The sequence below is a fragment of the Arthrobacter sp. Y3225116 genome (genome assembly GCF_059091245.1).
Map to the genome: position 1 here is coordinate 1 of NZ_JBNHGL010000014.1, position 14,958 is coordinate 14,958.

Annotated in this window: 12 protein-coding genes; 4 read left to right on the forward strand and 8 right to left on the reverse strand. The window is 66.4% G+C overall.

Features of this window, described 5'->3' with window-relative positions; all coding sequences use genetic code 11:
• On the reverse strand, positions 1-935 hold a 935-nt coding region (locus AC5RV2_RS02995; RefSeq protein ID WP_494091112.1), incomplete at its 3' end, for a hypothetical protein.
• Positions 936-1,054: 119 nt separating this feature from the next.
• On the opposite strand from AC5RV2_RS02995, the gene AC5RV2_RS03000 reads away from it, so the two are divergent.
• The 3 genes from AC5RV2_RS03000 (at position 1,055) to AC5RV2_RS03010 (ending at position 4,446) form a co-directional block, all read left to right on the forward strand.
• Positions 1,055-1,597, forward strand: a complete 543-nt coding sequence (locus tag AC5RV2_RS03000; RefSeq protein WP_494001209.1) for a peptidylprolyl isomerase — start codon at positions 1,055-1,057, stop codon at positions 1,595-1,597.
• Positions 1,598-1,657: 60 nt separating this feature from the next.
• Positions 1,658-2,515: a rhomboid family intramembrane serine protease gene (locus tag AC5RV2_RS03005; protein ID WP_494091113.1), complete on the forward strand. Its 858-nt coding sequence runs from the start codon at positions 1,658-1,660 to the stop codon at positions 2,513-2,515.
• 755 nt (positions 2,516-3,270) lie between these two features.
• Positions 3,271-4,446: an NAD(P)-dependent malic enzyme gene (locus AC5RV2_RS03010; RefSeq protein WP_494091114.1), complete on the forward strand. Its 1,176-nt coding sequence runs from the start codon at positions 3,271-3,273 to the stop codon at positions 4,444-4,446.
• Positions 4,447-4,533: 87 nt separating this feature from the next.
• Here AC5RV2_RS03010 and AC5RV2_RS03015 read toward each other — a convergent pair whose 3' ends face one another.
• Both AC5RV2_RS03015 and AC5RV2_RS03020 read right to left on the reverse strand, forming a co-directional pair.
• Positions 4,534-5,526 carry a magnesium and cobalt transport protein CorA gene (locus AC5RV2_RS03015; RefSeq protein WP_494091115.1) on the reverse strand — a complete coding sequence of 331 codons (993 nt, stop codon included), beginning with the start codon at positions 5,524-5,526 and terminating at the stop codon, positions 4,534-4,536.
• 6 nt (positions 5,527-5,532) lie between these two features.
• Complete coding sequence (locus AC5RV2_RS03020; protein ID WP_494091116.1) at positions 5,533-5,784, reverse strand: cell division protein CrgA; 252 nt, start codon at positions 5,782-5,784, stop codon at positions 5,533-5,535.
• 267 nt (positions 5,785-6,051) lie between these two features.
• On the opposite strand from AC5RV2_RS03020, the gene AC5RV2_RS03025 reads away from it, so the two are divergent.
• The gene (locus AC5RV2_RS03025) at positions 6,052-6,696 is read left to right on the forward strand and encodes an anthranilate synthase component II (RefSeq protein WP_494091117.1); all 645 of its coding nucleotides are present in this window, start codon (positions 6,052-6,054) and stop codon (positions 6,694-6,696) included.
• A gap of 129 nt (positions 6,697-6,825) precedes the next feature.
• On the opposite strand, the gene pknB is transcribed toward AC5RV2_RS03025, so the two are convergent.
• Genes pknB through AC5RV2_RS03050 form a run of 5 tightly spaced genes read right to left on the reverse strand, consistent with a single transcriptional unit; the run spans position 6,826 to position 14,957 of the window.
• On the reverse strand, positions 6,826-8,748 hold the full coding sequence (pknB, locus tag AC5RV2_RS03030; RefSeq protein ID WP_494091118.1) for a Stk1 family PASTA domain-containing Ser/Thr kinase: 1,923 nt from the start codon (positions 8,746-8,748) through the stop codon (positions 6,826-6,828).
• A gap of 37 nt (positions 8,749-8,785) precedes the next feature.
• Complete coding sequence (locus AC5RV2_RS03035; RefSeq protein ID WP_494091119.1) at positions 8,786-10,564, reverse strand: protein kinase domain-containing protein; 1,779 nt, start codon at positions 10,562-10,564, stop codon at positions 8,786-8,788.
• Positions 10,561-12,009, reverse strand: a complete 1,449-nt coding sequence (locus AC5RV2_RS03040; RefSeq protein ID WP_494091120.1) for a peptidoglycan D,D-transpeptidase FtsI family protein — start codon at positions 12,007-12,009, stop codon at positions 10,561-10,563. The genes AC5RV2_RS03035 and AC5RV2_RS03040 overlap by 4 nt, the downstream gene beginning before the upstream one ends.
• Positions 12,006-13,424, reverse strand: coding sequence for an FtsW/RodA/SpoVE family cell cycle protein (locus tag AC5RV2_RS03045; RefSeq protein WP_494091121.1), 1,419 nt, complete (start codon positions 13,422-13,424; stop codon positions 12,006-12,008). Before AC5RV2_RS03045 ends, AC5RV2_RS03040 begins: the two co-directional genes overlap by 4 nt.
• Before the next feature lie 3 nt (positions 13,425-13,427).
• Positions 13,428-14,957, reverse strand: coding sequence for a PP2C family protein-serine/threonine phosphatase (locus tag AC5RV2_RS03050; RefSeq protein ID WP_494091122.1), 1,530 nt, complete (start codon positions 14,955-14,957; stop codon positions 13,428-13,430).
• Between the last annotated feature and the right edge of the window lies 1 nt (position 14,958).

Here is a 14,958-nt window from a genome sequence, read left to right on the forward strand (position 1 = left end):
CTGGTGGGGCCGCTGCCGGTCGCCTTGGCCGTGGCTGCCGCGGCCTCGGAACCCTTATCGGAGGCCGAAGTTCCCGCTGCGGCATCCGACGCGGCCGGGGCGGCAGCATGTTTGGCTGTTGCGGTCTCGGCAGCCGCGGCGGTACCGGTCGAGGTCGAGGTCGACGTGGAGGTCGAGGGTGACGGAGCCGGGGTCGTAGAGGTTTGACCCGTTGCCGGAGTCGCAGCCGTCGGCTGGACCGGCGTCTTCCACGGATCTTCGACCGGCCGGGCAGCGCGCCAGGCGGCCACTCCCGCCGTCACTGCCGCGGCCAGAATGCCCACGATCAGCCAACCCTTGCCGCCGCCGCCGGACTTCTGCTGGTTTTTCAGCTCCTTGGCAGCCTTCCTGGCATGCCCGGCGGCTGCCTTCTGGGCCTTCTTGAGGGCCCGCTTGGATCCGCCCGCCTTCACGACGGCGGCCTGCACCGAAACGGGCAGCGCAGTCTTGTCCAGCGTCTTGGCCACCTGGTCCGCGGTTGCGGCTAGCCGTGCGGAGACGGTCGGGATGTACTCGTCGACCACTTTGTCCCGGGCATGGGTGATGGCGGGGGCCGCCCGGTCCAGGGTCTCCTGAATGCGCGGAGCCGCCTCATCCACAGCGTGGGAAATCTTCGGGGCCAGGCTGTCCAGTCCCTCCTGGATTCTCGGCGTTACAGTCACTACGGAGTGGGAAAGATCCTTGGCGGCCTTCTGCAGTCCCCCCTGAATGCGCGGTGAAGCGGTCTCGATGCCCTTTTCGATCCGCGGGACGGCCCAGTTCCGCGCGGCTGCCATCTTGGGAGAGGCCCAGTCCTTGGCTGTTCCCACGAGGACAAAAACATTGCCTTCTGAGTCGTGCGCTATTCGTTTGGTCTTCTTCACTACTACCTCCCGGAAATGGTGACGGTCGTTCATCAGCCTACTTCCTGCACTTGCGGACGGCTACGCCGGCGATGAAACGCGCGGCATTTTCACTCATCGCGGAACCCGCCGCTGGCGGGAACCGTCGCGAATCGCCGTGGAAGAATGGTGCCATGACTGCTATTGCTACAGCTAAAGCCACTATCCACACCAACCACGGCGACATCGTGGTGAACCTGTTCGGGAACCACGCCCCGAAGACCGTGAAGAATTTCATCGGGCTGGCCACCGGCGAGATCACCTGGAAGCACCCGCAGACCGGCGAAGAGACCAACGCACCGCTCTACGACGGCGTCATCTTCCACCGCATCATCAAGGACTTCATGCTCCAGGGCGGCGACCCGCTGGGCCAGGGCATCGGCGGCCCGGGCTACCAGTTCGACGACGAAATCAACCCCGACCTGAACTTCAACGAGCCCTACAAGCTGGCCATGGCCAACGCCGGCATCCAGGGCGGCCGCGGCACCAACGGCTCGCAGTTCTTCATCACAACCGTCCCCACCACCTGGCTGCAGGGCAAGCACACGATCTTCGGCGACGTCACGGACGAAGCTTCGCGCGCCGTCGTCGATTCCCTCAACGCGGTGGCTACCGACCAGCGGGACAAGCCGCTGGAAGACGTGGTCATCAAGAACATCACGGTCGAGCAGCTCTAAGTTGCCTAATGTCCCCGCCCGGAACCCGGGCGGGGACCTTTTCCCAGCAGGAGCGCCTCCATGTCCTACGGAATGCCGGCCGAACCGCCGCAGACCGATGTCCCCGTCTGCCCGCGGCATCCCGACCGCGTCTCCTACGTGCGCTGCCAACGCTGCGGACGCCCGGCCTGCCCGGAATGCCAGCGCACGGCGTCGGTCGGCGTCCAGTGCGTCGACTGCGTCAACGAAGCGGCGCGCAGCATGCCGACTGTCCGGACCGTCTATGGCGGGGCGGCCGCGGTCGGCCGTCCGATGGTCACGCTGACCCTGATCGGCATCTGCGCCGTTGCCTATCTGCTGCAGTGGGTCGTTCCCGGCTTCACCGAAAAGTTCCTGTACGCGCCGGTCTACACCCTTCCGAATCCGTTCTACGCGCCGGAACCGTGGCGGATGATCACCTCGGCTTTCCTGCATTCGCCGAATTTCCTCCTGCATATTGCCTTCAACCTCTACGCCTTGTGGATCCTGGGCCGGCACCTGGAGCCCTTGTTGGGGCGGCTGAGGTTCCTTGCGCTGTACCTGCTGTCCGGCTTCGGCGGCTCGGTCGGCGTACTCCTGCTCTCCGCCCCCAACATCCCCGTGGTCGGCGCCTCCGGGGCCATCTTCGGCCTGTTCGGCGCACTGTTCATCGTGCAGCGGCAACGCGGCGGCGACGTCAGATCGCTCTTGGTGCTGATCGGTATCAACGCGGTGCTCGGCTTCGTGGTCTCCGGCATTGCCTGGCAGGCGCACTTGGGCGGACTGCTGGTTGGTGCCCTGTCCGCCGTGGTGCTGGCCTACGCGCCGAGGGGAAAGAACCGAAGCGTTGTCCAGTTCACGGGGCTGGCCGCCATACTCCTGGTGCTGGTGGCGGTCACGGCCCTGAGGGCGCTGACGTAACCCAGGCCGGCTTCCGCCAAGGCGGGCAGGAACAGTGTCCTCGTGGATGCGGTACCTGCCCGCCTTTTCTGTGCTGTCCGCGTTTGCCAGCACGGTCTCCCGGCCGTCCCGGGCCCGGTGGCTGGCCGTAGGCGCCCGGGGGGCTGGCTGCGGGCTTCCGCTGCGCCCGCCGGGCACCCTCCCTCCCTCCGACTCCCCGGCGTGCTGTGCAACCGCGCGCTTTCCCCATCCTGTGGGTGAGCTGTGGAAAGTTCCGGGGCTCTCCTTTCGGTGAAACGATGTTATCCACAGGAGTTATGCACAGTGAGGATAAGTTACACACATGTAATTCCACAGCTGTGGATAACGCGCTGGCGGCGGAGAGAAGGGATGTCCGGAAGTAATCCCCAAAGTTATGCACGCCTGTGGATAACTTCGGTCTACAACTGTGAAAACGTGGACAACCAAGTCTGCAGCCCCTGCAATTGGCCAGGCACTACGGTGGAAAAAGCGAAACAATCGGCCGACCGAGGACATATGCAGACCCTGCAAACCGGCCGTCAGGTAGCCTTGAAATCCGGTCCCCTCGCTCGACCAGCCACGGGGCCACGCGGCCGTCCCGGACCCAGGCGATAGTCGGATCGAATGCGCCGCGCCCCATGCCTTGTGAACGGCCAGCCGCGGCCTCTCGGAGGATCTGCTTCCTGTCGGCCTGCCGCAGGCCGGGCCATCCACGCGCCCTCCCGTGAAGGGAAGGAACAACAGAAGGACACTACGTGACTACCGAAACCGGCAACTCCACACGAATCGACCTCACCCGCGAGGAGATCTTCAGCGCCCATGAGGGCGGCAAGCTGCAGATTGGCCTCACCGCACCGCTGGAGACCAAGCGCGATCTCTCCATCGCCTACACACCGGGTGTGGCCCAGGTCAGCCGTGCCATCAACGCCGACCCGGAAATGGCCCGGAAGTACACGTGGGCCTCGCGCCTGGTGGCAGTGGTCTCCGACGGCACCGCGGTGCTGGGGTTGGGCAACATCGGTGCGGCTGCCTCACTGCCGGTGATGGAGGGGAAGGCTGCCCTTTTCAAGCAGTTTGCCGGGCTGGACTCCATCCCGCTGGTACTCGAGACCACCGACGTCGACGAGATCATTGAGACCCTGGTGCGGCTGCGGTCGAGCTTCGGCGCCGTCAACCTTGAAGATATTTCGGCGCCACGCTGCTTCGAGCTCGAAGCCCGCCTCATCGAGGCCCTGGACATGCCGGTCATGCACGACGACCAGCACGGCACCGCCGTCGTAGCCCTTGCGGCGCTGACCAATGCCGCCCGGGTGGTCAACCGCGAGCTGGCGTCGCTCAAGGTGGTCATTTCCGGTGCGGGCGCGGCCGGCATCGCCGTCGCCGAAATCCTGCTGGCGGCCGGCGTTGCCGACGTTACCCTGCTCGATTCGCGCGGCATCATCCACGGCGACCGCGGCGATTTGACCGAGGTGAAGGCAGCCTACGCTGCCCGCACCAACCCGCGCGGAGTCACCGGCGGCAGCGCGCAGGCACTCGACGGGGCCGACGTGCTGATCGGGGTCTCCTCCGGCACGATCCCGGAAGAGACCTTGGAGAAGATGTCGGACGACGCCATCATCTTCGCGCTGTCCAACCCGGATCCGGAAGTACACCCGGAGACCGCCGCGAAGTTCGCGAAGGTTGTGGCCACCGGCCGCAGCGATTTCCCCAACCAGATCAACAACGTCCTGGCTTTCCCGGGCATCTTCCGCGGCGCACTGGACGCGGGTGCCCGCCGCATCACCTCGGCCATGAAGGTTGCCGCGGCCGAGGCAATCGCGGGAATCGTCGGGGAAGACCTCGCCGCCGATTACATCATCCCCAGCCCGCTGGACGCCCGGGTCGCCCCGGCAGTTACCGCTGCCGTGATGGCCGCCGCAGACGCTGGCTGAGCGTCCCCGTGAGGCCGCCCTGACGGGGGCCCGTTCCCGTATCCCGGGAGCGGGCTCCCGGCGCATCTGCCCCCGGTCAGGCGGGCCTTAAAGCCATCGGTTGCGCCTGAAGAACCAGTAAAGCCCGAGGGCCGTCAGGAACATCAGGACCAGCGACATCGGGTAGCCGAACGCCCAGTCCAGTTCAGGCATCACCGTGAAGTTCATCCCGTAGACGGCCGCCACCAACGTCGGGGCGAAGAGTATGGCCGCCCAGGACGAGATGCGTTTGACCTGTTCGTTCTGGGCAACACTGGTTTCGGTGAGTTTCTGGGCCTGCAGGGTGGAGCTGAGACTCAGGGCGTTCTGCAGGACGGCACGGAAGGCGTCGACGCGCTCGTTCAGCCGGATCACATGGTCCTCGACGTCGCGCAGGCCGCGGGCCACCTCAAGGTCCAGGTCAGGGTCTTTGGTGCCTCGTTCGAGGACGGCGATCATCCCCTCCAGCGGGTGCAGGGCACGCTGGAACTCGATGACTTCGCGCAGCAGCTCGTAAATCCGTCGGGAAACGTCGGGATCGCCGCCGAAGAGCTGGTCTTCGATCTCGTCGATGTCGTTCTCCAGGCCGAGCACCACGGGTTCGTACTCGTCGACGACTTGGTCCAAAACCGCGTAAAGCGCCGCCTGCGGTCCCGTCGCCAGCAGGTCGGGCACGGCCTCCATCCGTTGCCGCACGTGCGCCAGATCCGGCGACTCCGCGTGTCTGACGGTGATCAGGAAGTCCCGCCCCATGAAGACGTGCAGTTCGCCAAACTCCACCTTCTCGGTCTCGTCAATGTAGCGCGCGGGCCGGAGGACGGTGAACAGCGTGCGGCCGTATTGTTCCAGCTTGGCGCGCTGGTGGCCGCGCAAGGCGTCCTCCACGGCCAAGTGGTGAAGATCGAACTCCGCTGCCACAGAGGCCAGCTCCGTCTCGCTCGGCCGGTAGAGGCCTATCCACGCCATGCCCGAGTACCGGTGCAGCTCGCTGAACGTCTGCTCCAAGGTTTCGGGCGTGGCGGCGCGGACGCCGTCGACGTAGATGCCGTTATCAACCAGCATGACTGCCTAGGAGCGCCACCTGGTCGTCATCAGGAAGCCCACGATGGCGATTCCGAACCCGATCATGATGTTCCAGGACCCTGCTGCGGGCAGCGGCCACGCTCCCTGCGTGATGTAGAAAACGATGATCCACAGCAGGCCGATGATCATGAGGCCGAACATGACCGGCTTGAACCACACGGGGTTGGGCTTATTGCCCTTGGCGGTCAATTCCTCGGGACGCCGTTCGGTCCTCTTGCGGCGCTTCGACTCGGGCACAGATCCTCCGGGGCATCAAGGGTGGTTGGCACTGGCTGGCCGGGGCCGCGATCTTCACGCGAGTCCGCCGCCGCCGACCGTCTAGCTGTTTAGTCTAGCCAATGTATGTGACGTTCGCCGCCGCGCATTTGCCGGGATCACCGCGCGGGACCGATCATAGTGTGAGTGCTGCTGTTGCCGCCTGGTTCCCTGTTCCCCCGACGGAGTGCCCACCGGCTCCCGCAGTCCCCCGTCCCGGAACAACTCCACGATTGGCACGACCGTCACATGAGCAAGACTCCGCGCATCCTCGTCATCGACAACTATGACAGCTTCGTCTACACCCTGGTCGGCTACCTTCAGGAGCTCGGCGCGGAAACGACGGTGGTGCGCAACGATGACGTCAACCTCGAGGAAGCTGTTGAACTGGCCGGAGTCCGCGACGGGGTCTTGGTCTCCCCCGGCCCGGGAACTCCGTCCGAGGCGGGCATCTGCATCGAGCTGATCCGTTGGTGCGGCCGGGAAGCAAAGCCGATGTTCGGCGTGTGCCTGGGCCACCAGGCGCTGGCCGAGGCCTATGGCGCCACCGTCACCCATGCCCCCGAATTGATGCACGGGAAGACCTCGCACGTGACTCACGGCGACCAGAACGCCTTCCTGGGCGTGCCGAACCCGTTCACGGCCACCCGCTACCACTCGCTGGCGGCCGTGCGCAGCACCATCCCGGCCGAACTCGAAATCACCGCGGAGACGGACAGCGGAGTCGTGATGGGCCTGGCCCATCGGAGCGCGCCGCTGTGGGGCGTGCAGTTCCATCCCGAATCGGTGCTGACCGAAGGCGGCTACCTGATGCTCGGTAACTGGCTGGAGTCGCTCGGTGCGGACGGAACGGCCGAACGAGCCGCCACGCTCAGCCCGCTCATCACCCGCTGAACCGCTCCGGAACGCGGGACCGCACCCGAAGGCGGGGCCGCCCCGAAGGGAACGCTCCGAAGCGGGACGACCCCGAAGGCGGGACCATCCAAGGCGGGACCGGTCGGGGAGCGGCTGCCCCGGAAGGCGTCAGTCGTCGCTGTTCCCGTTGCCCCGGCTGTTCCCGTTGCCGCGGCCGTTCCCGTTGCCGGAGTTGTTTCCTCTGTCGGAGCCCTCATCCTCCTCCGGCGAAGCCGTCTCGGAGGGCTCGGGCGGCGGCGGTGCAACCGCAACGGTCAGGACGATCTCGGTCCCCTGTTCGACGTCCGTTCCCGCTTTAACGCTCTGGCCGACGACGGTGCCGGGTGCGACCACCTCGTTGTCGACCTCTTGCACCCGGTAGGGCAAGGCAACGGCCGCGTCTTCAAGCATCGTGCCGGCTTCCTCGACCGTTTTGTTCATCAGGGCCGGAACGCGCACCATGCCGTTCGAGATGACCAGGTCCACCGTGGAACCGGTCTTGACCTTCTCGCCCGGAGCGGGCTTGGTGGTCACCACATTCCCGCGCGGCATGGTGGCGCTGTTCGCCGGGACGTTTTCCCCCGGTTCCAGGCCCAGGTTCCGGAGCTTGTCCCGGACCTCCGCTTCGGTGCGGCCGGCCAGGTCCTTGGGAATGGTGGCAAATTCGCTGCCCTCGGAGATGTAGACAACGACCTGGCTGCCCGGTTCCAGCTGTTCTCCGACGTCCGGATCGGTTCGGGTTGCCATGCCCGCCTCGACGTCGTCGCTGAACTCCTGTTCAACCCGCGGCTGCAGATCCGCTGCCCAGATGGCGTTGGTGGCGGCGTTTTGGTCCATCCCCGCCACAGCCGGAACCGCAACCGTATCCGGGACGGCGTTCTGCACCAGCATGTTGTAGACGTAGTAGCCCCCGCCCACCAGGACCAGCAGCAAGGCAATGATCAGCGTGACGATCCATGCACGGCGCTTGGCCCGGCGCTCGGGTTCGATGTCGTGTTCACTGCCCACGGCCAAAGCCGTGGGAAGCTGCCCGCGGTCGTAGGAGGCCGTTTCCGGCCCGGCGTCGTCATCAGGCGCGTAGGCGGTGTGGGACAGTTCCGGAGTCTCCCCGGCCACGGCGTGGGCCGGCTGGGTGATCAGTTCTGTGGCGGGAGCCAGTGCGGGAAACGCTTCCGTCGCCGGCCCGGGCGCCGGGTGCGGCGTCCCGCCCAGGGCAGCACGCAGCGCGTCCGCGAATGCAGCGGCCGTCTGGAACCGGTCCGCCTTGTCTTTTTGCAGCGCATGTTCCAGCACGGAATCCAAGGCAGGAGTGACGTCCGGATTAAAGCGGCTGGCCGGTTCGGGGAGCTCGCGGACGTGCTGGTAGGCCACGGACACCGGGCTGTCACCGATGAAGGGCGGACGGCCGGCAAGCATTTCGTAGAGCAGGCAGGCGGCCGAGTACAAGTCGCTGCGCGCGTCCACGGCTTCACCCCGGGCCTGCTCCGGGGAAAGGTACTGTGCGGTCCCCAGGACCGCCTGGGTCTGCGTCATCGTCGCGGCCGAATCGGCCAGCGCACGTGCGATGCCGAAGTCCATCACCTTCACGCTGCCCTCGTGCGTGACCATGACGTTGGCCGGCTTGATGTCGCGGTGCACAATGCCCGAGCGGTGGCTGTATTCGAGCGCGGCCAGGACGCCGAGGGCATAGCGGACCGAGTCCTCGATGCTCAGCTCGCGGCCCTTGATGAATTCCCGCAGCGTCCGGCCCCGGACGTACTCCATCACGATGAACGGGACCTTGACGTCGTGCTCCGCCGCGCCGGGAAGATCCATGTCCCCCGTGTCGTAAACGGCAACGATTGCCGGGTGGTTCAGCCCGGCCACCGCCTGGGCTTCGCGCCGAAACCGGGACTGCAGCATCGGGTCGCGGGCCAGGTCGGTCCGCAGCTGCTTGACCGCCACCGAGCGGCCCAGGCGGATGTCACGGCCCAGCAGCACATCGGCCATCCCGCCGCGTCCGATGAGTTCCCCCACCTCGTAGCGGCCAGCCAGGATGTGCGGCGAGTCCACTGGTTGTCGTCCTTCCATCAGACCGACCAGGATCCGGTCACGGCTTACCGCCGCGCGTGTCGGGAGCGGAGGTCGGCAGGCCCTTGGCATCCGGCGAGCCCGTCTCTGTCGGGGCCGGAGTTTCTTCTTCTTCTTCTTCCGGCCCGCTGGAGACAACGTAGCTGACGGTCGACCCGACCGGAACGTCACCGGCGTCGGGAGACAGGCTGAGCACGGTGCCGGCCTTTTCATCGCTCGGCTGCTCGCCCGACTTCTGCGGAACCAGGTTCAGTCCGATCAGGGCCTCGCGGACCCGCTGCTCGGACTGCCCGGCCAGACCGTTGGGAATGGTGACAGTCCCGGGGCCGGTGGAGTAGGTGACGGTGATCGCTTCGCCAACGACGACGGCGCCGGTCGGCGCGATGTCGATGACGGTATTCTCGGCTTCGCCGCTCTCCACCGGGTCGGGAACCACCTGGTAGCCCATGTTTTCGAGCTCGGCCCGGACCTCGCTGAACGGCCGGCCCAGGAACGCATTCGCCGCCAGCTGGTTCGTCTCCGGCGTTGCCGTTTCGCTCGGTTCCTCGGTCTCTTCTTCGGTTGGCGTGGCGGAGGTCGCCTTCGGCGCCGCCCGTGTCGTCGAGCTCGATGCCGACGACGAGGACTCCGTACCGCCGGTGGGGGTCAGCATGGGCAGCAGGATGGCACCGGCCACTGCGAAAAGAACCAACAGGATCAAACCGACCAACGGCCAGGTCCAGGGACTGCGTTTCTTCTGCTGGCGGCGCGGGGTTTCTTCAGGCTCATCGCTGTCCAGATCCTGATCGGTCCAGTCCCGTTCGGCGCCGAGGCCCGCTGCGGCTGCTGCACCGCCGACGGCGGGCAGCTGGGAGGTCCCGGCGCTGACGGCGCGGGTCGGTGCGGTTCCGGGGGCGGGGACCGGAGCAGTCATCAAACCGGTGCTGTCGTCCCCACCGAAGAGCAACATCCCGGGGACAGCTGCCTCGGCGGCACGGATATTGCCGGCACGGATGGCGTCGGCCGCCTCGGCGAGCTTTTCCGCGTTGGCCGGCCGGTCGGCCGGGTCCTTGGCCAGCATGGACATCAGCAGAGCGCGTACCGGCCGGGGGAGGGACTCGGGCAGCGGCGGGGGAGTGTCGTTGACCTGGGCCAAGGCAATGGCAATCTGCGATTCACCGGAGAACGGCCGGGAACCGGAAAGGCACTCGTAGCCGATGACGCCGAGCGAATAGATGTCGCTCTGTCCGGTAGCAGTCTGTCCCGTCGCCTGCTCCGGCGCCAGATACTGGGCGGTGCCCATGACCTGCCCGGTCGCGGTCAGCGGGACCTGGTCGGCCAGCCGCGCAATGCCGAAGTCGGTGATCTTGACCCGGCCCTCGGGCGTGATCAGCAGGTTTCCGGGCTTGACGTCGCGATGCACCAGGCCCTGGGCATGGGCGACGGCCAGAGCCTTGGCGGTCTGGGTGATGATGGACAGCGTCCGGTCGGGCGAGAGCACGCGCTCGCGCTCGATGATGGCCGAGAGCGGATGCCCGGGCACGAGTTCCATCACGAGGTAGGCGGATCCGGCCTCTTCGCCGTAATCAAAGACATTGGCAATACCGGTGTGGTTCAGCAGCGCGGTGTGCCGGGCCTCTGCGCGGAAGCGGTTGAGGAAGCCCGGGTCGCCCGTGTACTCCTCTTTGAGGACCTTGATGGCGACGATGCGGCCCAGGACCTGGTCCTGCGCCTTCCAGACCTCACCCATGCCGCCGATGGCGATACGTTCAGTGAGCTGGTACCTGCCGCCTAAGGTGATACCCGAGGTAGGTCTCACTTATTTAACACCGCCTCTAGGAGTTGCCGAGCACTTGGACTTGAGAGTGAAGAACCGGTCGTGACATCGACGTCCTCGAAGACGACGGATACGACGGCCTGGGGGTCATCCGCCGGTGCGAATCCGGTGAACCACGAGTTGTTTCCTGCTTCGCCGGCCATCAGTTCTGCCGTTCCGGTCTTGCCGGCCACCTCGACGCCCGGAATGGCGGCCCCGCCGCCGATGCCCCTGCTGACCACATTGACCATCCAGTCCTGGATCAGCCGGGCGTTGTCTGCGGAAAGGGAACGCTGCAGTTCCTGGGGTTCGGGGCTGTCCATGACGCGCAGGTCGGGCGCGCGCACGGTGCGCACGAGGTTCGGCTTCATCAGGACACCGTCGTTGGCGATCGCACCGGTCATCATGGCCACCTGCAGGGGGGTCACGCGGACGTCGTACTGGCCGATGGCCGACTGGGCGAGCAGGTCATCACTCATGCCGGTCGGGAACTGGCTCGCGGTGACGTGGGTGGGGATCTGGTAGGACTCGCCGAATCCGAACTTGGCGGCCTGCTCCGCAATGGCGTCTTCCCCCAGGTCCATGGCGATCTGCGCGAAGGGCGTGTTGCAGGATTGCTCCAGGGCAAAGGAGAAGCCGACGGTTGTCCGCGCCGCACAGCCGCCGTTGACGTAGTTCGGCAGCTCAACGTTGGTGCCGGGCAGCGGCAGCGTCGGGGGATTGTCGAGCTTGCTGTCGGCGTCGTACTGGCCGGACTCCAAGGCGGCAGCGGTCACCGCGAGCTTGAACACCGAGCCCGGCGCCAGCAGGCTCTCGGTCGCCGGGTTCGTGAACGGGGACAGGCCCGGCACCTTCTCCAGTTCGGCCATGTTCTGCGTGACCTCTTCGGTGTTGTGCCCCGCCAGGTCATTCGGATCGAAGCTGGGCTTGGAGACCATCGCGAGGATGTTGCCGGTGTCCGGTTCCATCACCACGATCGAGCCCTTCACGCCGTCGGGAATCAGGTCCCAGGCCAACTGCTGCAGCTCGGCGTCCAAGGTCAGCTCCACCGAGGCGCCCTCGACCTGGCCGCCGGAGAACATCTGCACGATCTGTTCGTAGAAGAACTCGTCGCCGGAACCGGAGAGCTGATCGTTCATCGCCGACTCCATCTGGGTGGAGCCGTATACCAACGAGTAGAAACCGGTGATCGGCGCGTAGAGCGCGGGCTCGTTGTAGACGCGCTGATAGGCGAACTCGTCGTCCGAGGGAACCGATTCGGCGATCGGCTCGCCGCCCACCAGGATGGCGCCCCGGTTCTTGTCGAAGTCTTTGTAGATGGTCCGGCTGTTCCACGGGTTGGCATTGAGGTTTTCGGCCTCGAAGAACTGCACGACCGTGAGCGATCCAAACAGCAGCGCGAACATCGCGATGGCGACGATCCAGGTATTGCGGATGGCCTGGTTCATGGTTGGATCACCTCCGTGGATCCGCTGTTCCGTGCTTCGGTCTGGTTGCGTCGCGCCGGCCGGTCACCCGGCGGACGCCGGCCGGCGGCCGGGCCGGTCAGGGCCGGCCGGCGCGCGGCGTCGGAAATCAGCAGCAGCAGGGCGACGATCAGCCAGTTGGCCAGGAGCGAAGAGCCGCCGGCGGCCAGGAAGGGTGTGGTCAGGCCAGTCAGCGGAATCAGGCGGGTGACGCCCCCGATCACCACGAAGCACTGCAGCGCCAGGGTGAAGGAGAGTCCCGTGGCCAGGAGCTTGCCGAAGGCGTCCCGGCTGCCCAGCGCCGCCCGGATGCCGCGGCTGACCAAGAGGATGTAGAGCATCACGATGGCGCTGAGGCCGATGAGCCCCAGCTCCTCGCCGAGTGCGGCGATGATCATGTCGCTGTTCGCGTAGGTCACCAGGTCCGGCCGGCCCTGCCCGAGCCCGGTGCCGGTGAGCGCGCCGCTGGCCAGGCCGAACAGCCCCTGGACGATCTGGTGGCTGCCGCCGATCCGGTTGTAGACCTCGGGGTCGAACGCGTTGATCCAGCCGTCGATACGTGCGGTGACGTGCGGGAACAGCTGGAAAGCCACCACGCCGCCCACGGCGATCATGAGCAGGCCAATCAGGACCCAGCTGACGCGGCTGGTGGCCACATAGATCATGGCCATGAACAGGCCAAAGAACAGGATCGAGGAACCCAAATCGCGCTGGAAGACCAAGACGCCGATGCTGACCAGCCAGGCCACCACCATGGGCCCCATGTCCTGCCAGCGGGGCAGCTGCAGCGGGCCGATCTTCTTGCCCGCGAGCAGGATGAGGTCGCGGTTCGTCGATAAATACCCGGCGAAGAATATAGCGAGGGTGATCTTCGCGATTTCGCCCGGCTGGAAGGTGGCGAACCCCAGGCTCACCCAAATCCGGGCGCCGTTGATTTCCATTCCGATGAACGGCAGCAGCGGAAGGATGAGCAGGATGGCGCTGGTGATCAACGATATGTAGGTGAAGCGGCGCAGGACGCGGTGGTCGGGCAGCAGCCAGATGACGGCGACCACGGCGGCGATGGCGACGCCGGTCCACAGCAGCTGGCGCCCCGCGGCGGAGTCGTTGTTGGCGATGTCCAGCCGGTGGATCATCGCCAGCCCCACCCCGTTCAGGGCGGTCACGATCGGAAGTATTACCGGGTCGGCATATTTGGCGCGCAGGCGCAGGACCACGTGTACCACGAGGACCAGCACCACCAGGGTGCCGCCCTGGGTGAAGAAGTCGCTGTCGAAGGCCCGGTCCTGGTCGAGCCCTACCAGCATGTTGGCTCCGATGCCGACGATCAAGGCCAGCACGAGCAGAAGCAGTTCGGTGTTGCGCCGGGAACGCGGCACTGTCTGGATGTTACTCATGGCTTATCCACCTACACATTCCGGCGGCAGGGTGGGCTGGGGGCTGGCAACGGGCCCCGGCGTCGCCCCGGGGGAGCCGCTGGGCCGGTCCGTCGGAACGGCACTGGGGCTGGGTTCGGGTTCCGGACAGTTCCGCTGGCTGCTGATCCGCAACTGTTCAACGATCTCCTCGGCATGCCCGAGGTCGCGTGCGGAGATGCTGGAATCCAGCCGCTGCTGTTGATAGGCGGGCAGGCTTTCCAGCGGGATGTTGTAGACCGTGTCCACGTGGGAAAGCGCGATCGGCCCGAAGTTCTGGGAGACGCCGTTGAAGATGGCCACCCGTCCGTCCGCCGAACCCACGAAATACTGGGTCTGAGTCCACAGGTAGCCGAACCACATGACCGCCACCAGCAGCAACGACATGACGGTCAGGAACGCCGGGATCAGCCAGGGCTTGCGGGCCGGGGCCGCGGTCTCGTTCTCGGGTGTTTCCGGTTCGTCCGGGGCCTTGTGGGTCAGCAATGCGGCCGCCCGGCGCTTGTTGGAGTGGGCCGTGACGATGGGAATCTGTCCGGTCTCGGTGGCCAATGCCGCGGCGCCCACCAGCACATGCGGGCGGGTCTCCAGCTCGCGGCGGATGGCGTCGGCGCGGATCGCCTCGTGCGGCTGAAGCTGTTCGTCGTCGGTGCCCGCTGCCGCCTGTGCCCCGGGAGAGGCGCCGTCGGCGGGCATCGCCGCGACAGGGGAGGCGGCGCCGTCGTGCTTCAAGGCCGACGCCTTCGGCCGTTTCGGGGCGAGGCCGAGGGCGGCGGTGTCAGCCGCCTCCGGCGCCGCTTCGGCGACCTCGATCATCACGATGGTCACGTTGTCCGGGGAACCGCCGTCAAGCGTCAGCTCCACCAGCTGATCGACGGCGTCCTGCAACGTGGGCGCGTTGCGCACCACGGATTCCACCACACTGTCCGGCACGACGGCGTTAAGCCCATCGGAGCAGAGCAGCCATTTCTCCCCCGGCTCGGCCTGATGGCTGGCCAGGTCGAGTTCGGGACTGGCATCGACGTCGCCCAAGACGCGCATCAGCACGTTGCGGTGCGGGTGGATTTCGGCTTCCGCGGGAAGGAGCCGCCCTTCGTCGATGAGCCGCTGGACGAACGTGTGGTCCACGCTGATCTGCTCGAAGATGCCGTTTTTCAGCCGGTAGGCACGGGAATCGCCGATATGGGCGAATTCAAGCCTGTCGTCATGCAGCAGCACGGCGGTGACGGTGGTGCCCATGCCCGCCAGCTTGGGACTGGTCTGCACCAGCTCCGAAAGGATGGAATTGGCGGTCTGGATCTCGTCGGCCAGCACGTTGGCCGGGTCCTGATGGCCCGAGCGGTCCAGGTGGACCAGGTCCAGCACCGTGGACGCCGAGGCCACGTCACCGCCGGCATGGCCGCCCATGCCGTCGGCCACCACGGCAAGATAACGCCCGGCGTAGGCGGAATCGTCGTTTTTGGACCGTGCCTTACCCACGTCAGACCGCGCCGCATAGCGCAGAACCAGAGCCACC